This is a genomic window from Flavihumibacter solisilvae (genome assembly GCF_000814475.1).
Taxonomy (GTDB): Bacteria; Bacteroidota; Bacteroidia; order Chitinophagales; family Chitinophagaceae; genus Flavihumibacter; species Flavihumibacter solisilvae.
On sequence record NZ_JSVC01000016.1, the window covers coordinates 132078 to 152811 of the forward strand.

General features: G+C 46.8%; 20 protein-coding genes. 9 read left to right on the forward strand and 11 right to left on the reverse strand.

Features of this window, described 5'->3' with window-relative positions; genetic code table 11:
- The first annotated feature begins 14 nt into the window (after nucleotides 1-14).
- Entirely contained in the window at nucleotides 15-986 is a 972-nt protein-coding gene (locus OI18_RS15075; protein ID WP_152616840.1) for a hypothetical protein, read from the forward strand.
- A 33-nt stretch (nucleotides 987-1019) separates the two neighbouring features.
- Here the strand turns inward: OI18_RS15075 and OI18_RS15080 are convergent, their stop codons facing one another.
- Genes OI18_RS15080 through OI18_RS15095 form a run of 4 tightly spaced genes read right to left on the reverse strand, consistent with a single transcriptional unit; the run spans nucleotide 1020 to nucleotide 6704 of the window.
- Nucleotides 1020-3539: a DNA gyrase/topoisomerase IV subunit A gene (locus OI18_RS15080; protein WP_039141223.1), complete on the reverse strand. Its 2520-nt coding sequence runs from the start codon at nucleotides 3537-3539 to the stop codon at nucleotides 1020-1022.
- A 13-nt stretch (nucleotides 3540-3552) separates the two neighbouring features.
- The gene (gene gloA2, locus OI18_RS15085; RefSeq protein WP_205410055.1) at nucleotides 3553-3933 is read right to left on the reverse strand and encodes an SMU1112c/YaeR family gloxylase I-like metalloprotein; all 381 of its coding nucleotides are present in this window, start codon (nucleotides 3931-3933) and stop codon (nucleotides 3553-3555) included.
- A gap of 6 nt (nucleotides 3934-3939) precedes the next feature.
- The gene (locus tag OI18_RS15090; RefSeq protein WP_039141227.1) at nucleotides 3940-4770 is read right to left on the reverse strand and encodes a DUF1835 domain-containing protein; all 831 of its coding nucleotides are present in this window, start codon (nucleotides 4768-4770) and stop codon (nucleotides 3940-3942) included.
- Between the two features lie 38 nt (nucleotides 4771-4808).
- Nucleotides 4809-6704 carry a DNA topoisomerase IV subunit B gene (locus OI18_RS15095; RefSeq protein WP_039141229.1) on the reverse strand — a complete coding sequence of 632 codons (1896 nt, stop codon included), beginning with the start codon at nucleotides 6702-6704 and terminating at the stop codon, nucleotides 4809-4811.
- 355 nt (nucleotides 6705-7059) lie between these two features.
- Between OI18_RS15095 and OI18_RS15100 the strand changes: the two genes are divergently transcribed.
- Genes OI18_RS15100 through dnaG form a run of 5 tightly spaced genes read left to right on the forward strand, consistent with a single transcriptional unit; the run spans nucleotide 7060 to nucleotide 10870 of the window.
- Complete coding sequence (locus tag OI18_RS15100; protein WP_039141232.1) at nucleotides 7060-7326, forward strand: hypothetical protein; 267 nt, start codon at nucleotides 7060-7062, stop codon at nucleotides 7324-7326.
- Between the two features lie 51 nt (nucleotides 7327-7377).
- Nucleotides 7378-7650 (forward strand): hypothetical protein, encoded by a 273-nt coding sequence (locus OI18_RS15105; protein WP_039141234.1) that lies wholly within the window; start codon nucleotides 7378-7380, stop codon nucleotides 7648-7650.
- Nucleotides 7601-8167, forward strand: a complete 567-nt coding sequence (locus OI18_RS15110) for a YkgJ family cysteine cluster protein (RefSeq protein ID WP_082037992.1) — start codon at nucleotides 7601-7603, stop codon at nucleotides 8165-8167. The genes OI18_RS15105 and OI18_RS15110 overlap by 50 nt, the downstream gene beginning before the upstream one ends.
- 2 nt (nucleotides 8168-8169) lie before the next feature.
- On the forward strand, nucleotides 8170-8901 hold the full coding sequence (locus OI18_RS15115; protein WP_082037993.1) for a thioredoxin domain-containing protein: 732 nt from the start codon (nucleotides 8170-8172) through the stop codon (nucleotides 8899-8901).
- A gap of 28 nt (nucleotides 8902-8929) precedes the next feature.
- Nucleotides 8930-10870 (forward strand): DNA primase, encoded by a 1941-nt coding sequence (gene dnaG / locus OI18_RS15120; RefSeq protein ID WP_039141238.1) that lies wholly within the window; start codon nucleotides 8930-8932, stop codon nucleotides 10868-10870.
- A gap of 4 nt (nucleotides 10871-10874) precedes the next feature.
- Here the strand turns inward: dnaG and OI18_RS25025 are convergent, their stop codons facing one another.
- From OI18_RS25025 to rpsO, 6 genes are all read right to left on the reverse strand, one after another.
- Nucleotides 10875-11546 (reverse strand): YdeI/OmpD-associated family protein, encoded by a 672-nt coding sequence (locus tag OI18_RS25025; protein WP_072039022.1) that lies wholly within the window; start codon nucleotides 11544-11546, stop codon nucleotides 10875-10877.
- A gap of 126 nt (nucleotides 11547-11672) precedes the next feature.
- Nucleotides 11673-12485: a M48 family metallopeptidase gene (locus tag OI18_RS15130; RefSeq protein WP_039141318.1), complete on the reverse strand. Its 813-nt coding sequence runs from the start codon at nucleotides 12483-12485 to the stop codon at nucleotides 11673-11675.
- A 70-nt stretch (nucleotides 12486-12555) separates the two neighbouring features.
- Complete coding sequence (gene plsY / locus OI18_RS15135; RefSeq protein WP_039141240.1) at nucleotides 12556-13203, reverse strand: glycerol-3-phosphate 1-O-acyltransferase PlsY; 648 nt, start codon at nucleotides 13201-13203, stop codon at nucleotides 12556-12558.
- 54 nt (nucleotides 13204-13257) lie between these two features.
- On the reverse strand, nucleotides 13258-14091 hold the full coding sequence (gene prmA, locus OI18_RS15140; protein ID WP_039141241.1) for a 50S ribosomal protein L11 methyltransferase: 834 nt from the start codon (nucleotides 14089-14091) through the stop codon (nucleotides 13258-13260).
- Nucleotides 14092-14150: 59 nt separating this feature from the next.
- Nucleotides 14151-16316 carry a polyribonucleotide nucleotidyltransferase gene (pnp, locus tag OI18_RS15145; protein WP_039141244.1) on the reverse strand — a complete coding sequence of 722 codons (2166 nt, stop codon included), beginning with the start codon at nucleotides 16314-16316 and terminating at the stop codon, nucleotides 14151-14153.
- 97 nt (nucleotides 16317-16413) lie between these two features.
- Nucleotides 16414-16686, reverse strand: a complete 273-nt coding sequence (gene rpsO, locus OI18_RS15150) for a 30S ribosomal protein S15 (protein WP_039141245.1) — start codon at nucleotides 16684-16686, stop codon at nucleotides 16414-16416.
- Between the two features lie 127 nt (nucleotides 16687-16813).
- Here rpsO and OI18_RS15155 point away from each other — a divergent pair, with 127 nt between their 5' ends.
- Genes OI18_RS15155 through OI18_RS15165 form a run of 3 tightly spaced genes read left to right on the forward strand, consistent with a single transcriptional unit; the run spans nucleotide 16814 to nucleotide 20033 of the window.
- Nucleotides 16814-17827: a Gfo/Idh/MocA family protein gene (locus OI18_RS15155; RefSeq protein ID WP_039141247.1), complete on the forward strand. Its 1014-nt coding sequence runs from the start codon at nucleotides 16814-16816 to the stop codon at nucleotides 17825-17827.
- Nucleotides 17824-18909, forward strand: a complete 1086-nt coding sequence (locus OI18_RS15160; RefSeq protein ID WP_052273268.1) for a glycosyltransferase — start codon at nucleotides 17824-17826, stop codon at nucleotides 18907-18909. Before OI18_RS15155 ends, OI18_RS15160 begins: the two co-directional genes overlap by 4 nt.
- A gap of 2 nt (nucleotides 18910-18911) precedes the next feature.
- Nucleotides 18912-20033, forward strand: a complete 1122-nt coding sequence (locus OI18_RS15165) for a glycosyltransferase family 4 protein (RefSeq protein ID WP_039141248.1) — start codon at nucleotides 18912-18914, stop codon at nucleotides 20031-20033.
- On the opposite strand, the gene OI18_RS15170 is transcribed toward OI18_RS15165, so the two are convergent.
- Nucleotides 20014-20703, reverse strand: coding sequence for a cell division ATP-binding protein FtsE (locus OI18_RS15170; protein ID WP_039141250.1), 690 nt, complete (start codon nucleotides 20701-20703; stop codon nucleotides 20014-20016). The genes OI18_RS15165 and OI18_RS15170 overlap by 20 nt on opposite strands.
- Nucleotides 20704-20734: the final 31 nt, after the last annotated feature.

Here is a 20734-nt window from a genome sequence, read left to right on the forward strand (position 1 = left end):
CTTAATTTTCCGACATGCATCGTATAATTCTAATATCCTTATTGATCCTTTCCCTTAAATCCAACGCCCAGACTGCGGCCGGCAGCTGGTACGGAAAGGCCGACGTTGTGCTCGATGGCACATTCAACAACTATCTTACTGAACTGGTGATTAAGCAAAAGGGGAACAAGGTGGAAGGTATCTTCGGATATTATTTCCGTAATGGTTACCAGAGCTTCTTCGTAAAAGGGACATATGATCCTAAAACCAGGCAGGTAAGTATCCCAAACATCCCTGTTACTTTTTACAAAGCCAACTCAATTGACGGAGTTACCTGCAACATGAGCTTCGAGGGAACTCTTCGGGTATCCAAGGTCGGTAGTTTTGTCAGAGGCTCGTTCATGTCGGACGGAAGTTACAAATATACCTGCCCTGAACTGCGTGTTCTTTTCTCACTGGATTCATTGGTTGAGGAAGATGAGGTTATCAACGAAGGCCTTGCAAAAAAACTCTGGCAACCATCAGTTGAAGATATGATCGTGGTTGATGACCAGGATGGTCCCGAGATCAAAACAGCGGTTACTAATAGCACACTCAACAGGTCAACCGTTAAGTCACCTGTACTCAATGTAAACTCACTTACCAACCTTTTCAAGCAGCGCCAGACGATCGTGACCAATGAACTGGCGGTTCAGTCTGATTCTATCCGTGTAAGCTTTTATGACAATGGTGATATTGACGGCGATAGCATCTCCGTTTTCCTGAATGGCTCACCCATTCTCGAGAAACAGATAATCTCCGCAAAAGCTACTACCCTATATATCAAGCTCGATTCTACAAAGGAATTCCATGATATTGCCATGTTTGCAGAAAACCTGGGCAGGATTCCACCGAACACGGCATTGATGGTTGTGTATGATGGAGATACTCCACAGGAAGTTTTCCTTTCCAGTAACTTCCAGCAAAACGGTTCAGTCAGGATTCGAAAACGAGAAAAGAAGAAGTAATAAAAAAGCCCCGGTTAATCCGGGGCTTTTTAGTTATTCAAAGAGAGATACCTGCGGACCTTCATCCTTTTCCTTAGGTTCCCATTCCATTTCGGTGCTCTTGGTATAATCGGCAAGCTTATTACCGATCGCCTTCCAGCCCATTGGTTCCACGAACTCGTGCAATTTAAGCTTCTGCGTTTTCGATTGCGTTCCTTTTCCAGTATGCAGCAGCAACACCGGTTTAGGGTCGGTTGTCACAACCTCAAGGCGGTTGCCGGTTCCTTCCTTAATAAACAGGAATTTGCTTTGCAATGTGGTCGTTTCAATGCGGAACCGTTTTACGTTATACTGCATTTTCTCGTTGTCGAGGTAAACCGCAGTGATGACTTTATCGGGATTGAACTTCTCAATCAGCAGGATCTTTTCTGCGTCAAAGCGTTGGGTCATTTCAAGATCCGTCAGTTCATAATTACCATCTTCATACAGAACGACCAGTTTTTCGCTGCCATCGAAGTTACCAAGGTAAATACCTTTCTGTTCGGTATTCAACCTGCCGAACTTATCATCGAACCACAGCTTGATGGCGCTGAGGGTGGATTTACCCGCCTCTTTAAACTTCACACCTTTGATCGGGTACTTGGAGAGCTGGTTACCCATTGCAGAACGCCCCTTAATTTCGAGTTCTTCAAAGTAAAAGTCAAAGTGTTTATTGCGTGCAGGACAGTTCGGACTCAACGCTACGCTCACAACTTCAGCTTCACCATTCGGATTGGCGGTGAAGTAATGCACTTTACTTTTGTCATGTCCCCGGGTCAGATCATATTCTTTGTCGCGGGTGATACCGGTAACATTGAATCGTTTCGCGTAGCTGGTGCCGGTTGCGCCGTCTACATAGATCATGTTATAGGTGGTACGTTCGTCGCTCTTCTGGAAAATAGCAACGTGAATGATGTCCTTCCCGATATATACTTTTTCCCCGACACGCACAATTTTCATCAATCCGCGGCGGGTAAAAGCTATGATATCGTCAAGATCAGAACATTCAAAAGCCAGTTCGTCTTTTTTGAGTGAAGTACCGATAAAGCCGTCGGCATAGTTAACGTACAACTTGGTGTTGGCGATGGCAACATGCTTAGCCTGGATAGCTTCGAAGGGACGGATTTCCGTCTTGCGCTCCCGGCCCTTTCCAAACTTTTTCAACAGGTTCTCGAAATAGGCAACAGCAAACTCAACAAGGTGCTCAAGATCGTGCTTTACCTGTTTGATCTCAGCTTCCAGGCCTTTGATCTGTGCGTTAAGCTCATCGATGTCGAGCTTATAGATCCTTCGCACAGGCTTTTCCGTTAGTTTGATCACATCCTCACGCGTAACGTCGCGTTTCAACTGTTTACGGAATGGTGTAAACGCCTTTTCAATAGCCTCGAGCACTTTCTCCCAGGTATCATGTTTCTTCTCGAGTTCCTTATAGATCTTTTCTTCAAAGAAGATTTTCTCAAGTGAGGTATAATGCCATTTATCCTGCAGTTCGCTGAGTTTTATCTCAAGTTCCTTCCTGAGGAGATCCTTGGTATTGTCGGCTGCGATGCTCAGCAGTTCGTGAACACTCATGAAGCGCGGCTTCTGGTCCACGATCACGCATGCGTTTGGTGAAATACTGATCTCACAATCGGTAAACGCATACAGGGCATCGATGGTAATATCGGGTGAAATACCGGGTGCCAGGTCAACCTGGACTTCCACATCCGCCGCAGTATTGTCCGTAACCTTTTTGATTTTGATCTTGCCCTGGTCGTTGGCTTTGATGATGGAGTCGATCAGTCCGGAGGTAGTGACACCATAAGGAACATTTTTAATAACGAGTGTCTTCTTATCGACCTCTTCGATCACGGCCCTTACCCTGACCTTTCCACCTCTTTTACCTTCATTATATCCAGCCACATCGATCATTCCACCGGTCTGGAAGTCAGGGTAGATCTCAAATTTCTTTCCTTTCAGGTATTTGATGGAAGCCTCGATCAGCTCGCAGAAATTGTGGGGAAGGATCTTGGTAGAAAGACCTACGGCAATCCCTTCGGCGCCCTGTGCCAGCAACAACGGGAATTTCATCGGCAGCGTGACCGGCTCATTTTTCCTGCCGTCGTAGCTCAACTGCCATTCAGTTGTCTTGGAATTGAAAGCTACTTCGAGCGCAAATTTGCTGAGTCTCGCTTCGATATAACGCGGTGCGGCGGCATCGTCACCCGTACGCACATCACCCCAGTTTCCCTGGGTCTCGATCAGCAGGTCCTTCTGACCCATATTCACGAGTGCCTCACCGATGCTCGCATCACCATGGGGGTGATACTGCATACTCTGGCCGATGATATTGGCCACCTTGTTAAAGCGACCATCGTCCATTTCCTTCATGGCATGCAGGATCCTGCGCTGAACGGGTTTTAGTCCGTCCTCGATGGCAGGCACCGCCCTTTCGAGAATAACATAGGACGCATAATCCAGGAACCAGGATTTGTATTGACCCTGTACCCCCGAGTCGCTGTGTTGTAAAAATTCGTTAGTCTTCCCTTTCGACATTATCCTTGCTGGTTTATATTTCGTATAATTCTAATGGCAATCCATCCGGGTCTGCAAAAAAAGTAAACCGTTTGCCGGTATATGGATCAATCCTGATTTCCTCCAATTCAACCGCTTTCTGTTTCAACCGGTAGACTTCCCTGTCAAGGTCGTCCACGGCAAAAGCAAGATGGCGCAGTCCCTGCGCTTCAGGTCGTGATGGTCTTTGCGGTGCGCCGGGAAATGAAAAAAGTTCAATAATGTAATGACCATCCAGGGCAAGATCCAGCTTGTAGGAATCCCTCTCCTGCCGGTACACTTCGCGAACGATCTCCATCCCCAGCACTTCGGTATAAAACTTCTTGCTGCGTTCGTAATCTCCCGCTATGATGGCAATATGGTGAACAGCTTTCATCAGGCTTTATTCAGTTTCAACCGGCTGATCCGTTTTCATTTTCACTTCGAAGTCCTTCATATTGCGGACTTCTCCCTGTACGTCAAGTCCACCCTCACCGATCAGTTTCTTCAATCTCCATAACAGGTAGGCATCACCGGTAGTGTGCTTGTTTTTCGCATTGAACTGGTGAATGATCCTGCTTGCTTTCTGCCAGTCACCGGTTATGAATTTTTTCAGATCTGCATCATAGAAGTCGTAATCACCCTGCACCAATTTCTTTCCGCCTTCCAGGATCCTTACTCCCTTATTTTCACCGCAAAGCTTCAACCACTCATCGGGGTCAACTTCAAATTCGCTCAGTGTTATGGGTCTTGCCAGCTTCTTCGCTTTTAAAAATTCCTTTGGAGGAATGGTTGACAGCCACGAAGGATAAAAGAGCTGGCCTTTTTCATTCAGGAAAGGAAGGTTGTTCAGGTAAAGGATGAATACCCTTCCCTGGAATTCTTTAATGAAATGCAGCATCCAATAGTAGCCGGACACATCGTGTTTGTTCTGTGCGGCCCAGATCCAGAGGACTTCCCCGGAATCCCGCCTCATTGTTCCGACTATTTCTGCAATAGTTTTATAATCATCTACCTCCCCGTTATCTACTTTGCCGTCATAATCGCCACCACTAAGTACATCGCGCCACCATTGAAGCCGTTGTTCGCGTCCTTCACCTTTATAGATGTTTTCGAGCGGACCGACAGCATAATCATCCTTGATCTGGATCACTTCTCCCTGCAACGATTCGTCGAGTGCGATCGCCTGCTGCAGAACGGAGATATCTGCTTCGTTAAAGACTATGTGAATCATGTTAAAAATTCAAAATTCAAAAATCAAATTTGTGCACATCAGGAAGGCAGGCTATCAGAGATATCCACTTCTACCCGAAGGTTATCGATGATGAAATCCTGGCGTTGCGGTGTGTTCTTGCCCATGTAATATTCCAGCAGTTGCTGAACATGTGTCTCCGGCATTACAAGGACCGGCTGTTTGCGCATGTCTTCGCCAATGAAGCGGGAGAATTCATCGGGGGAGATTTCACCCAGACCTTTAAACCTGGTAATTTCCGGTTTGCCGCCCAGCTTTTTAATGGCTTTCTGCTTTTCAGCTTCATCATAACAATAGATCGTTTCCTGTTTATTGCGGACACGGAAGAGCGGTGTTTCAAGAATAAACACGTGCCCGTTCCTCACCAGTTCAGGGAAGAACTGCAGGAAGAACGTCATCAGCAACAGGCGGATGTGCATACCGTCAACGTCAGCATCTGTGGCGATCACGACGTTATTATACCTGAGGTTTTCAATTCCCTCCTCAACGTTCAGGGCATGCTGTAGCAGGTTGAATTCCTCGTTCTCATACACAATCTTTTTGGTGAGTCCATAGCAGTTCAGCGGCTTACCACGCAGACTGAATACCGCCTGGGTTTCCACGTTGCGGGCCTTGGTAATGGAACCACTTGCAGAGTCACCCTCGGTAATGAAGATGGTACTGTTGTTTTGCTTCAGCACCACAGCTTCCTTATCCTTGCCAGTCGGCTCTTCGTTATAATGAAAGCGGCAGTCGCGAAGTTTTTTATTGTGAAGGTTTGCCTTCTTGGCACGTTCGTTGGCCAGTTTCTTGATGCCTGCCAGTTCCTTCCGCTCCCTTTCGCTCTGTTCAATCCGCTTCTTCAGGGAATCTGCGGTAGTGGGGTTCTTATGCAGGTAGTTGTCCAGTTCTTTTGCCAGGAATTCATAGACGAATGCCTTCATGCTTTGCCCGCCCTCTTCTACTGTCAATGAGCCGAGTTTGGTCTTCGTCTGCGATTCAAACACCGGTTCAACGACGCGCACAGCAACTGCGGCGGCTATACTTGCCCGGATATCGGAAGCGTCGTAATCTTTTTTAAAGAAATCGCGCACTACTTTCACAAATGCCTCGCGGAATGCCTGCTGGTGCGTACCTCCCTGTGTCGTGAACTGGCCGTTCACAAAACTGAACAGCTCTTCACCATAATCGTTGTTATGGGTGATGGCTACTTCAATATCATTTCCTTTCAGGTGAATGATCGGGTAACGGAGTTCATCCTGGTTGGTCTTGCGTTGCAGGAGGTCGAGCAGGCCGTTCTTGCTGACGTATTTCTTCCCGTTGAATGAAATGACTAGTCCCGCGTTCAGGTAACAGTAGTTCCAGAGCAGGTTCTCGATATATTCTTCCTGGAAATGGAAGTTGCGGAAAACCGAATCGTCAGGGATAAAGTGTACGAGGGTTCCATTGTTTTCCTTGCTTGACGCTTCCTTGTATTCCTTGATCAGCACTCCCCGCTCAAATTCAGCGGTTTTTTCCCTGCCTTCACGGAAAGCGGTCACCTTGAAATAGTGGCTGAGGGCGTTAACGGCTTTGGTACCCACACCGTTAAGTCCGACACTCTTCTGGAAAGCCTTGCTGTCGTATTTCGCGCCGGTATTGATCTTACTGACCACATCAACTACCTTTCCGAGTGGAATTCCACGGCCATAATCGCGAATGGTCACGGTCCGTTCCTTGATGGCGATCTCGATCTGGCGTCCGTAACCCATCATATGTTCATCGATACAGTTATCGATCACTTCCTTGAGGAGCACGTAAATGCCATCATCGGCACTGCTGCCATCGCCGAGTTTACCGATATACATACCCGGGCGGAGCCGGATGTGCTCCCGCCAGTCGAGACTTCGTATCGAGTCTTCCGTATATTCTACACCTGTCTTATTTAATTCTGCCATAGGTAAATCTAGTATTGTTCGGGATAGGATAAAGACATTAAAGCGGGCAAATATAAAGAAAGGAGAGCCATAGTGAAGCGGGTGATTTTTCACGTCTGTGGACAATTAGTTCCAATATATACAATACTGATTTTCAGCAACTATCGATTAAGTAATATTTAAATTTGGGAACGAAAGGCCAACCACTTTTGCAGCTTCCGGAATAATCTTATTTTTGATCTCCCGCAGGAGTTTGATGGCAGTGGTACCAAGTAATGCTAACCCCCACCACAGCCCATACCCCCGGATTCGACTAACCCATTAAGTGCTGATTTACAACCCGTTATTTAGTTTAATTGTTGAAAAATTGTAGAGTATGTATAGCTATTCCTTATTGGAAACGAGTTGTTATTACCTGATCCAGGAGAAAGCAGACGGTCCGGTTTCACTGATAAAAGTGAATATGGATACTGATTACTGTCTGTTTATTACGAGATTTGGTGAAACAGAAATCACAGAATGGCGCAAGAAACAGGATCCCATTAATGAGATCCTTGAGCTTTTATCTGACGACAAGATCAAAGAATGGCAGACCTCGTATTACAGTAATGAGGATGCGTTTTATGAGGACGGCGAAGAATAAAAGCAAAGCGGCCGGAAAAGAACAAAATTATTAACCATTAAATTTCTTTCTATGGTCACCTATGCTGATCTGCAACCGGGCAATTTTTACCTCCTGAAAGGAGAAGCCACAAGCGACATTGAAATGATCTCGGTACTGGCGATGACTGAAAAATGTATCCTGTTGCGCAGCTTTGGACAGGTGGAGGATGATTTCTGGAAATTACGGACGGATACGATCCATTCCGTGATTGAAGAAATGGATTACGACAGTGCTGCTGCCATCCTTTCGCTCTATGAAGAGGAGGAAGAAGAAGAAGAAGAGTGGGAAGATGAAGAAGAATAAGCAGGTGTCAGTTGAAACAGACCTTGCCTTAATTTCCGCCAGGGACCAGGAGAAGGCAGAGGAAAACGACAGGTTCCGCTCATTTATCAGTGCACAGCATCCTGATATTGATTCCCTGGTGTGGGAAATAAGCACTGAGGTTGAATCGGAAGTAGATTGTACGCATTGCGGCAACTGCTGCCGGAGCCTCATGGTCACTGTCGAACCGGAAGAAGTATCGGTGATTGCAGCGCGTGAAGGGTGCAGCGAGGCTGCCATCAAGGAAAAATATTTTGAAGAAAGTGCAGGTGGCACCATCATCATAAGCCGGATCCCTTGTCATTTTCTAACCGGGAACAGTTGCACGATTTACGAAGACCGGTTTCAGACATGCCGGGATTTCCCATATCTTCATAAGGAAGGCTTTTCCAGGAGGCTGCCTTTTCTCCTGATGCATTATGGCAGTTGCCCCATCATTTATAACGTGATCGAACGCCTGAAAACAGCCACACAGTTCACATTAACCTCCGTACCATAAATATGTTAAGCCGACTGATTACCCATTGTCTCTTTTCTTTTTACGTGCTCTGTGGCTTGCCTGTCGCTGCGCAGGAAATACAGAATGCGGATAAACTGGAACCAGCTGTATTTGCATCGAAGCTTGAGCCATCGGGCAGCCAGTTGCTGGACGTCCGTACCGCTAAAGAATTCCGGTCAGGATATATTCAACATGCATTACAGGCCGACTGGCTGAATGCAAAAGAGTTCGGGGAAAGAACTGCGTACCTGGACAAGTCAAAACCAGTAATGGTATACTGCGCAAGCGGAGGCCGGAGCTCAGAAGCAGCTGCTGCCTTGCGAACTGCGGGATTCCAGGTGGTTGAACTTGCGGGAGGCCTCAACCGATGGAAAAAAGAAGGCCATCCGGTAAAAGGTGCCGCAGATATCAAACAGCTTACTGATGCGGAATTCCAGGCAATGATAAAAAGCAACGAGGTGGTACTTGTCGATTTCGGCGCGGAATGGTGCCCACCCTGCCGTAAGATGGAACCCGTGCTGGACAAATTCCTGCAGCAATCCGCCAGCACAGTCAGGCTTGTCAAAATCGACGGTGGTATACATGTGAACCTGATGAAGTCGATGAATGTATCCTCACTGCCGCACTTCTTCATGTACCGTAATGGTAAAAAAGTCTGGGAGAAACAAGGACTGGTAAGCCTTGAAGAATTTCAGGCTGTCCTGGCTGACATCGTGGGTCCGACCCGTAAATAAAATTGACTTAATTTGCCCTCCCCTTATTTTGATTACCCAGGCAACCATACAGCAGATACAGAACCGCATCGATATCATCGATGTGGTTGGCAGCTTTGTAAAGCTGAAAAAAAGAGGCACCAACTATCTCGGACTCTGCCCCTTCCACAATGAAAAAACTCCCAGCTTTACTGTTTCCCCGAACAAGGAAATCTATAAATGTTTCGGCTGCGGAAAAAGTGGCAATACGATCAGCTTCATCATGGAACATGAGAAGTATTCGTATGTCGAAGCCCTGAAATGGCTGGCTAACCGGTACAACGTTGAAGTTGAAGAAACGGAAGTAAGCGCTGAAGTAAGGGCACAGCAGCAACTGGCAGACAGTTTATATATCGTAAACGGCTTTGCTCAACAATACTTTTCAAAAGTTCTCCTCGAAGAGGAAGAGGGGCAGGACATTGGCCTGAGTTACCTTAAGGAACGGGGGTTCACGGATACCGTCATCCGAAAGTTCCAGCTTGGTTTTTGCAAGGAAGCGAGGAACGCATTTGTTACTGAAGCTATTGCCAAACAATATAACAGTGAATTGCTGGTGAAGTCCGGTCTCGCTGCGATGAGAAACGATGAACTGGTTGACAACTACCGGGGCAGGATCATTTTCCCGGTCCACAATACCACCGGAAAGGTGATCGGGTTTGGGGCCAGGATAATCAAGAAGAATGACAGGGCTCCGAAATATATCAACACGCCGGAGAACGAAATCTATATCAAAAGCCGGATCCTATACGGCATGTATTTCGCGCGGCAGGTCATCGACAAATTTGATGAGTGCCTGCTCGTAGAAGGTTACACAGATGTGATCTCTTTACACCAGGCAGGCATAGAGAACGTTGTTGCCAGCGGGGGAACTTCCCTTACCACGGAACAGATCAGGCTTGTACGCAAATACACGCAAAACCTGACAATCGTGTATGATGGCGATGCTGCTGGCGTGAAAGCTGCCCTGAGAGGGCTTGATATGGCCCTTGAGGAAGGGCTTAACGTGAAACTTGTGCTGATCCCGGATAAGGAAGACCCTGACAGTTATGTAAATAAGGTCGGTCCTGATGCCTTCAGGGAATTTGTCGCTTCGAACAAGAAGGATTTCATCATTTTCCAGGTTGAAGTAGCATTGAAGGATGCTGGGAACGACAGCCAGAAAAAAGCCGCTGTGGTGAACCAGATTGCGGAAACTTTATCGCGGATCAATAAGGCGGAAGATTTTACGAAACAGCAGGATTATATCCGTCAATGCGCCCAGTTATTAAAAATTGAGGAGAGCGGATTCAACAATCTTGTAAACAAGTTTATCAGGGAAAAGGTCAATAAGCTGGAAAGCAAATGGCCCGTGGACCAGTCGTCCCCCGACGATGGTATGCCTCCCCTGCCCGATTTTGATGCCGGTTCCGACGACGGGTTCCAGCTGCTGCTGAAAGACGAGCTGCAGGAAAGGGCCGTTGTAAGGGCATTGGTTGAATTCGGGCTGAAAGCCTGGAACGATTCGCAGAAAGTAGCGGACCACATTTTTGAAGAACTGGTTGATGAAGACCTCTTTGACAACCAGCAACTGCTGGATGTTATTAAAACATATAAGGCCTGGTATGAGGCCGGCATTGAACCTACCGCCAAGAACTTTTATTACCATGAAAACCAGGAACTGAGTGCCGTTGTGGTTTCATTGATGGAGTTTCCCTATGAACTGAGTGAAAAATGGAAGGATAAATTCCAGATGGCGGTCTCACAAAGAGACGACACTTACCGTGAAGAAGTGATTTCCACGCTCGGTTACCTCAAACTCCGTAAGATCAAAAGGCTGATAGACGAAAATCAGCAAGACTTGTCACGCCCTCACACTATTGAGGAGCAGATGACTTTGTTGCAGACTCACCAGGCTTTGAAGCAGATGGAACGTGAACTGTTGCAAAACCTCGGTACTGTGATTGTAAAATAACCGATTACTTTTCTGAAGGATTCTTTTTACCGGCGAGAAGCTTCTCGAGGGTGGCAGCTACCCTGCTTTGACGGGTTTCTTCCCTTTTCGCAGAAGTGATCCATTGTACGTATTCCTTCTTATTGGTAAAAGACAGCATGGTAAAAAAATCAAGTGCCTTTTTGTTTTTCTTAAGCTGAAATAATTTTTGCAGGTCTTCCGGGGCCTCAACGGTTCTTTCCTCGAAATTTACCCCTTCAACTTCAGCTGGGGTGCCACCATTCGCAGCCGCCCGGGCCATATTCTTGATCTGTTCGGCCCTTTTGAACCGGAGTGCACTCCATACCGAATCCAGTGCCACCTGGCGAACGCCTTCATAACCGGCATTTACCACCATATCCCAACTGCAGTCACGGTTGAGGTTTGTAGCGATCTTTGAACTTGATTTCGGATAGGCGATCCAGAGTTTTGAATCTTCATGCAATGCAGGCAGTACATCCTGCAGGATGCCATTCAATTGATTTTCATTAATTGCAAACACAAGCGCAAAATCAATGCGCCTTGTTTTCAGCAATGGCGTGACATTCTTTGCAAAAGTCAGTTTACTGAACTGCTTTTCGATGGAAGATGGCAGTCCCTGAATGAGCAGATTTTTTTCTTCATTGTATTGCAATTTCTCGAATAAATTCTGCGACATACCTGGTATAATTTTACTGAAATGGATAATTATAACGGGATGCAAATTTAATACAATGCAGCGGGATCAACAAAATTGCCCCGGAAAACACTGCTCATTCAGGTTCTAAAACCTACCCGCCAAACGTTATTTTGAACCGACGGGTTTATAGTATTTAAGGGCTTCAGGCATCATTTCCTTCAGCTTCTTAATCCGAGTTTCTTCTGCCGGGTGGGTGCTTGCGAATTCGGGTGGACGGTTACCACCGCTTGCAGCAGCCATACGCTCCCACAAGGGAATTGCTTCCTGTGGATTGTACCCTGCCATTGCACAGAAGTACAGTCCATACTTATCTGCCTCCAGCTCGTTGCTGCGGGAGAAAGGAAGCATTGCGCCGTAAGTGGTTCCAAGTCCATATGCTGACTGGAAGATGCTCTGGGTTTCTGAGGGTTTGTTTGCCAGCGCGACAGACAAAGCAGCACCACCAAGTTGCTGAACCATGCCCTGGCTCATCCGCTCATTACCGTGCTTCGCAAGTGCGTGAGCGACTTCGTGTCCCATTACCACTGCCAAAGCAGCTTCGTTCTGGGTAATTGGCAGAAGCCCTGTATACACCACGATCTTACCACCAGGCATACACCATGCGTTGGCTTCCTTGGAATCAACCAGGTTATATTCCCATTGATAACCAGCCAGCTCATTGGAGAGGCCCTTCGAATTGTAGAAGCTCGTAACGGCCGATGCAATCCGTTGACCGATCCGCCTTACCATTTCAGCGTCTTTGTTTGCAGAAGTGTTGACTACTTTATTCTGTGCCAGGAATTGCTGGTACTCCTGGGATGCCATAGTCTGGATCTCTGATTCAGAAAACAGGGTAAGCTGGTTTCTTCCTGTGATCGGATTTTTGCTACAGGAAACCAGTCCGGCGGCAACCAGTGCCACCATCAGTATTTTTTTCATAATCTGAAACTTTTCTGCGATAAATAATTCAATAGTTATACCAACCCGGGTATAAAAGGGCAAGAAGGCGTTAAAGATGGCGTTTCCGGCGCCGGTCGCGGTACTTCAGGATAGGCACTTTACCCTCACTTCCCCGTAAAAGCCGGCTGATATTCTTTTGGTGGGTAAGGATAACCAGGAGGGCTACGACAATGGCAAATACCCGGTAGGCATGGTTATCGACATTAAAAATCACCAGGATAAAAATGGGGAAAGCAATACTGGCCAGGATGGAACTCAGGGAAACGAACCTGGTCAGGTACAGGACAAGCAGGAAAACCCCTGAGCAGCAAAGAGCTGTCCATGGTGAGATTCCAATTACAAGCCCGAATAATGTTGCAACACCTTTACCGCCTTTAAAGTCCGCCCATATCGGGAAGATATGACCGAGAACTGCGGCCATGCCCAGGCCGAGCTGGAGATTGGTAAAAGCAATTTCACTATCAAAATATTGTGGAAGCAGAAGAGATAACTTAACAGCTGCAAGTCCTTTGAGCACATCAATTACCATTACAAAGGTTCCCCACCGGGAACCCAGTACCCGGAAGGTATTGGTGGCACCGGCATTACCACTGCCATAATCCCGGATATCTATTCCGAAATAATGGCGGCTTACCCAGACTGCCGTAGGGATAGAGCCGATACAATAAGCAAGTAATATCAGCAGAGCCTCTTTCATTTCACTGGTTAAGTTGGATTTCAAAAATAATGAAAAGCATCAATCAAAATCACATTAGCTTTTTTCTTTAACACTCACCCGCCAGCACAGCCAACTTTGCTTTTCTTTATGGCCGGATAACGTTAGACCGTGCTCCGCTATTGCGCGGGAAAGATCTTCCGCATCCGATTGTAACAGTCCGCTGATCAGTATTTCACCAAGTGGTGCCAGGTGATCTTTCATAGTTGCAAGTTGCTGAAGGATCACATGCTTATTGATATTCGCAAGGATAACATCAAATTTGCCTACCTGCGGAATACTCTCAGCCAGCTGCAATATAATTTTTCCTGTGGCATTGCGGGAAATATTTTCCCCCGCATTATCTATACTCCACGGATCGTTATCAATAGCCAAAATTTCTTTGGCACCCATTTTTTCTGCGAGAATAGCCAGTACTCCAGTGCCGGTTCCGAAGTCGAGTACACGTCTGTTTTCAAACCTGATCTCCTGCATGGAGTCAACCATCATGAACGTAGTGGCATGATGCCCGGTTCCAAAACTCATTTTCGGTGTTATGATGATTTCATATCGTGTACCCACAACCGGTTGGTGAAAATCAGCCCTGATGGAACAGAAATCACCCACAACAACCGGCTCGAATCCTGCCTCCCATTGTGCGTTCCAGTTTTGCTGTTCGATCTCTTCAAGTTCATAAGCCAGTTGCATCGGTCCGGTAATGTCATTTAATGCCTCGTCAGAGTAAGCGTCAGCAGGAACATACGCTTTCAGCACATTACGCTCTTCGACAAAGCCTTCATAACCGGCATCAGCCAGTAACGCCACCAGGATTTCACGCTGCTCATCACTGCTAACGGTGATGGATACCTGTTTATAAGATTGTTTCGACATAGTAAATAAAAACCCCGACCATGGATCGGGGTTGGATTGAATTATATTCAGAAGCTCTTTTATTCCTGCGGACGTGAAGTCTGCTGGCCTTCCGGCTTTGGAAGTAATATTTTGCGGCTCAGCTTGAACTTTCCGGACTTTGGATCTGTACCGGTAAGTTTTACTTTCACCACATCACCTTCCTTCAGGACACCTTCAAGTGTTTCCAGGCGTTTCCAGCTTACTTCAGAGATATGCAACAAGCCCTGCTTGCCAGGAAGGAACTCAACGAATGCACCATAAGGCTGGATAGACTTAACGGTAGCTTCGTATGTATCTCCTACTGTAGGCTGAGCTGTAATGCCTTTAATCCATGAAACAGCTTTGTCAACGCTTTCTTTCTTCGTACCGAAGATGCTTACTTCACCCTGGTTATTCTTTTCTTCGATGTTAATGGTTGTACCGGTTTCACGCTGCATCTCCTGGATCACTTTACCACCAGGTCCGATAACAGCACCGATGAATTCCTTATCGATGAAGAGTTTCACCATTCTTGGTGCATGTGGTTTCACATCACTGCGGGCAGCATCAATCGTGTTGTACATGGCATCGAGGATATGCAGACGACCGCGGTTGGCTTGCTGCAACGCCTGGCGCATGATATCCATGCTAAGGCCATCCACTTTGATATCCATCTGAACGCCGCAAATACCTTCGCGTGTTCCTGTTACTTTAAAGTCCATATCGCCAAGGTGATCTTCATCACCCAGGATATCGGTAAGTACAGCGAATTTGCCATCTTTTGTAATAAGTCCCATTGCCACACCGGATACGTGCTTTGGCATCGGGATACCGGCATCCATAAGCGCGAGTGAACCAGCGCAGACTGTTGCCATGGAAGATGATCCGTTTGATTCGAGGATATCGCTAACTACGCGAACTGTATATGGGAAATCATCGCCGGGCATCATCTGCTTCAGGGAGCGCATGGCCAGGTTACCGTGACCAACTTCGCGACGGCCGGGGCCACGCATCATTTTCACTTCACCAGTTGAGAACGGCGGGAAATTATAGTGGAGGATGAACTTGGTATACTCAGAATTAGCTGCACTTTCCACGAGCAGTTCGTCGAGCGGAGTACCGAGCGTAACAGTAGTGATTGACTGGGTTTCGCCACGGGTAAACAGTGCTGCACCGTGCGGTGAAGGAAGAACGTCGATTTCCATTGCAAGCGGACGAACATCTTCGAGGCCACGGCCATCAAGACGAACCCGGTCATTGAGGATCATGTCGCGAACAACATAATACTGCAGATCGCTGTAAAAACCTTTAGCTTGTTTTTTTACCTTTTCATCGAGGCTCTCCCCTTCTGCAACATTATATTCCTGCTTAAGCCATTCCATCAGTTCAGTACCGATCTCGTCAAACTTATCGCTGCGGTCGTGCTTGGCGAGGGCGCCTTTCGCAACTGCATAAACCTTATCTTTTGCAAACCCCTCAACTTTCGCTTTAAGGGCTTCATCAACGTCGGGTTTAGCATACTCACGCTTGCCGGTTACACCTTTAAGCTGGCGGAGTTTTTCCTGGGCTTCAACCTGGATCTTTACAGCCTCATGAGCAATTTCGATGGCTTTGATGAGGTCTTCTTCAAGACACTCTTTAGATTCACCCTCAACCATCATGATATTCTTTTGCGTAGCGCCGATAATAAAATCCATATCAGCTTTTGCAAGTTCAGAACGGTAGGGGTTAACAACGAATTGTCCGTCAATACGGGCAACCCTTACTTCAGAAATATATTCTTGAATGGGAATATCAGAAACTGCGAGTGCGGCAGAAGCAGCGAGACATGCGAGCGCATCAGGCATAACTTCCGGATCGCTGGACATGAGTGTAACCAGGATCTGAACATCGCAGAAGTAGTCTTCGGGGAAAAGCGGTCGCAGTGCACGGTCGATCAGGCGGCTGGTCAATACTTCGTAATCATTAAGCTTGCTTTCGCGCTTGAAGAACGATCCGGGAATCCGTCCCGCAGAAGCAAATTTTTCCTGGTAGTCAACAGTCAAAGGGAAAAAGCTCTGACCTTCTTTAGGTTCTTTATTGGCAACAGCTGTGGCAAGAATGATACAATTGCCCTGGCGAACGGTAACGGAACCATCAGCCTGGCGGGCAAGTTTACCTGTTTCAATAGTGACCTGGCGGCCGCTACCTACTTCGAAGGTTACATTAATAGGTTGTGATAACATAGAGATTCCTATGGTTTTTATCTGTAATAATTTCAACGCAAAAAAACTATTCCCAACCGTACATAGTTGGGAATAGTTTACAAAATCATCGATTCATTTATTTTCTGATGCCTAGTTTCTCGATCAGCTGGCGATAACCAGTAAGATCATGTTTGCTCATGTAGGTCAGCAGGCGTTTGCGCTTACCTACCATTTGCATCAGGCCACGGTGTGTAGAGAAATCTTTTTTGTTGGCTTGCAGGTGCTTTGAAATGGAACTGATGCGCTCCGTAAGCAATGCAATCTGGCCTTCAATGGAACCTGTATTGGTAGCATTGCCCCCAAATTCTGCAAAAATGGTAGCTTTTTTTTCTTTAGTTAAATAAGACATCTTTTCTTTTTTTAAGAAACATCCAATGGTTAAATCTGCTTAAATTGGCGGCAAAGTTAAGGGAAATATCATGAAATAGCTTGCAAAGTGCTATTTTTTTTGGATTTTGCCAACCTAAAACCCGTTAATGAACAGACGACGATTCGTGATCATCGGATGTGGAAGAATTGCGTACAGGCATGCTGAGCAGATACTAAAGAGAGGCGAAATTACTGCGGTTTGCGACCCCGACCCCGAAAAACTTCGATTATTTACACAAAAATATAAGGTTCCGGGCTTCCCTGATGTCCAATCCCTTTTTTCCGCGACTACTGCATCTGTTGCAGTGGTTTGCAGCCCAAATTACCTGCATACCGAACATTCCGCCCATGCCCTACAAAAAGGGATGCACGTCCTTTGCGAAAAACCCCTCTGTCTTACAAAAACAGACGGGCACCGTCTTGCGAAACTGGTAAATCCGGGTGGACCACAGCTTTTTGTAGTTCTGTCGGCCCGCTACCATCCCGTTATCCGGCGACTCAAAAGCCAGCTTAATGCAGGCCTTCTGGGCCGGGTTCTCAGTTTCCAGCTCAATGCCAGCTGGAACCGGAATGCGGATTATTACCGCTTAAGCAGCTGGAAAGGACAGGCAGGAAAGGACGGCGGTATCCTGTTTACCCAGTTCAGCCATTATATAGATGCATTGACCTGGTGCCTGGGCGACATTGACCCGGTGGCCGTGAATACACGAAATTTCATTCATTCAGCTACCATCGAAGGCGAAGACACCGGTACCGCCCTGTTGGAATCTTCGGGCGGTGCAATAGGTAGTTTGCACTGGACTGTTAACAGCACTTCCAGAAACATGGAAATCAGCCTTGTACTGATCGGCGAAAAGGGCTCTGTGAAGATTGGCGGCACATACATGGACGAATTACAGTTTGAGTCACTGGAACAGCCACAGGCACCTGAAAACTTTGTCAGGTCCGCAGATCTGATTGATGAACAGCCCAGGAGCCACCACGACCAGGTTTACCTCGACCTGGAACGGGCACTCGACGACAAGGAGAACAGTATGCCAGGTATAAGCGAAGCATTACAATCCGTATCGCTCATTGAAAAAATTTATTCCTGCTCAAAACGCCAGGTAAATCAGGGATGAAGAAAATAACATTCGTAATAAACAACGACCCGGACTATGACCAACGGATGCAACGGATCTGTTCAACCCTGTCAGTAGCCGGTTACCAGGTAACACTGGTTGGACGGATAATGCAGGAGGCATCGGGGCTGACAACCAACTATAAGGTCAAGCGGATGCGATTTTGGTTCCGGAAAGGTCCCATGCAATATGTTGAGCTGAGCATCCGCATGTTTTTCCGGCTGCTTTTTGCCAAGACTGATGTTTACGGCGCGGTGGATATTGATACGGCCCTACCTGTATACCTGGCAAGTGTGATCAGGCAAAAACCACGCACCCTGGATGCGCATGAGTATTTCAGTGAGCTTAAGGAAGTAATTACCAGGCCGGTTATCCATAAAGTCTGGAAAAGAATTGAGGCCTTTACGATGCCCAGGTTCCCGGTAGGTTACACGGTGGGACATGAACTGGCCAGGTTGTTTGAGGAAAAATTTGGTGTACGCTATGAAGTGATCCGGAACCTCCCTTTCCGCAGTGACTTTCGTTTGCCCATTAATGAAAGAAAAAGAGTGATTCTATACCAGGGCGCCATTAATGAAGCAAGGGGACTGGAATACCTGATCCCGGCGATGAAACAGGTTGACGCGGAACTGCACATCTACGGCAAGGGAAATTATTATGAGCAATGTGTGGCACTTACCCGCGAACTGGGTCTCACAGCCAGGATCAGGTTCTTTGGCATGATGTCACCTGACCGGTTGAAAGAAATTACCCCTTCCTGCTTTATCGGGATTAATCTTGTTGAAGCGGAGGGGCTCAACCAGTATTACTCATTAGCAAACAAATTTTTCGACTACATCCAGGGCGGAATCCCACAGGTGACCATGAATTTCCCTGAATATGCAGCCATCAATGCCCGACACCCCGTTGCTGTATTGATCGACCGGCCGGAAATCCAGTCAATTGCAGACGCCATAAACCTTTTACTGAAAGATTCTGTTCTATATGGATATCTGACCTCCGGTTGCACGGCCGCTGCGGCTGACTATTGCTGGGAGCAGGAAAGGGAGCAACTGATCCAGATCTATAAGAAATTGAATTAAACTTGACCCGGACATTACATATCATTTCACATGACGTTCCATACCCGCTCGATTACGGCGGAGTTATCGATATCTTTTGCACAATCAGGGCGCTTCATGAATCCGGGATCAGTGTGATCCTTCACTGTTTTGATTATGGCCGTGGTGAACAGGCAGAACTCAACAGGTACTGCAGTGAGGTACACTATTACACCCGGCAGGAAGGACACAAAGGCTTTTCATTCAAGCTTCCCTATATCGTCTCTTCCCGTGCAAACTGTGCATTACTGGAAAGACTGCTACAGGATGATTTTCCGATACTAATTGAAGGAATCCATTGTACATATCTTCTAAACGATGAGCGGTTCAGGAAGCGGAAGATGGCCCTTCGTCTCTTTAATGTGGAAAGCTGTTATTACCAGCATTTGTACCGGCACGAACGATCGCTCATCAAGAAAGCATATTACCTGAACGAAAGCCGTTTACTTAAGGATTATGAATCCCGTATTGCGGGCACTATCCCGGTACTGACCCTTTCAGATCGTGATCGCAATATTTACCGCGAGAAGTTTAATGCGAAATCAGTTCATACTGTGCAGGCATTCCTGCCTTACGAAGAGGTAAGATCGAATGAAGGCATTGGCTCATTTTGTCTTTATCACGGCAACCTTGAAGTAGCGGAAAATGAAAAGGCAGCTATCTGGTTGCTGCAGGAGATTTTTTTAAAGCTGAAGATTCCGTTTGTGATCGCAGGAAGGAATCCTTCTTCACGGCTGGAAAGGATTACGGGTCTAGGTTGCCATACCTGCCTGGTATCAAATCCTGAAGACAGGGAACTGAACGATCTTATATCCAAAGCACAGATCAATATTTTACCATCATTCAATGAAACGGGTGTAAAACTCAAGTTGCTGAACGCGTTGTTCAACGGGAGGCATTGCATAGTCAATGACCAGGCCGTTGATGGCACCCCGCTTTCACCGCTTTGCCATATTGCTGAATCACCACATGCCATACAGCGGGTGGTTCAACAGTTATATCACCTTCCGTTTGGAGAAGAAGAGATCCGGTTAAGAAAAAAGATTTTACACGAACACTTCGATAATAAGCGTAATGCACAAACGCTTATCTCATACTTATACTAGCGTTGTCTTCTACTTTTCCCCTTTCGGTCCTTAGTGTTCTTGCCGGGTATTTATTGATGACGATGTAGTCATGTGTAGCCATTACCACAGCAGCGCCGAAATCGCGGCTGATATGGAAAAGAAGCTGCATGATCTCATCCGAGGTTTCCGGGTCAAGGTTACCTGTAGGTTCGTCTGCGAGGATAAGTTTTGGTGAATTCAGCAGTGCACGGGCGATATCAACCCTCTGCTGCTCACCTCCACTCATTTCAAACGGCATTTTAAAGCCCTTCGATTTGAGTCCCACCTTTTCCAACACGTCTGAGATTTTTTCGTCCATCAGCTTCTCATCCTTCCAGCCGGTGGCTTTAAGAACAAATTTGAGGTTATCGCTCACATTCCTGTCGGTCAGCAGCTGGAAATCCTGGAAAACAACACCCAGGTTTCGACGGAGAAACGGCACTTTTTTCCAGTCCATTTCCTTCAGGTTAAACCCTACGACCGTGCCTTCGCCTTCCTTCAGGTCAAGGTCGCCATACAAGGTCTTCAAAAGGCTGGACTTCCCTGTTCCGGTCTTACCCACCAGGTAAACAAATTCGCCCCTGTTAACGGTGATGTTTACATCCTGCAGGATCAGGTTGTTACCCTGATATATATTGGCGTTGGAGAGCTCTATGATTTTTTCAGACATACTTCAAGGTCAAAAATGAAAAGTAATAATG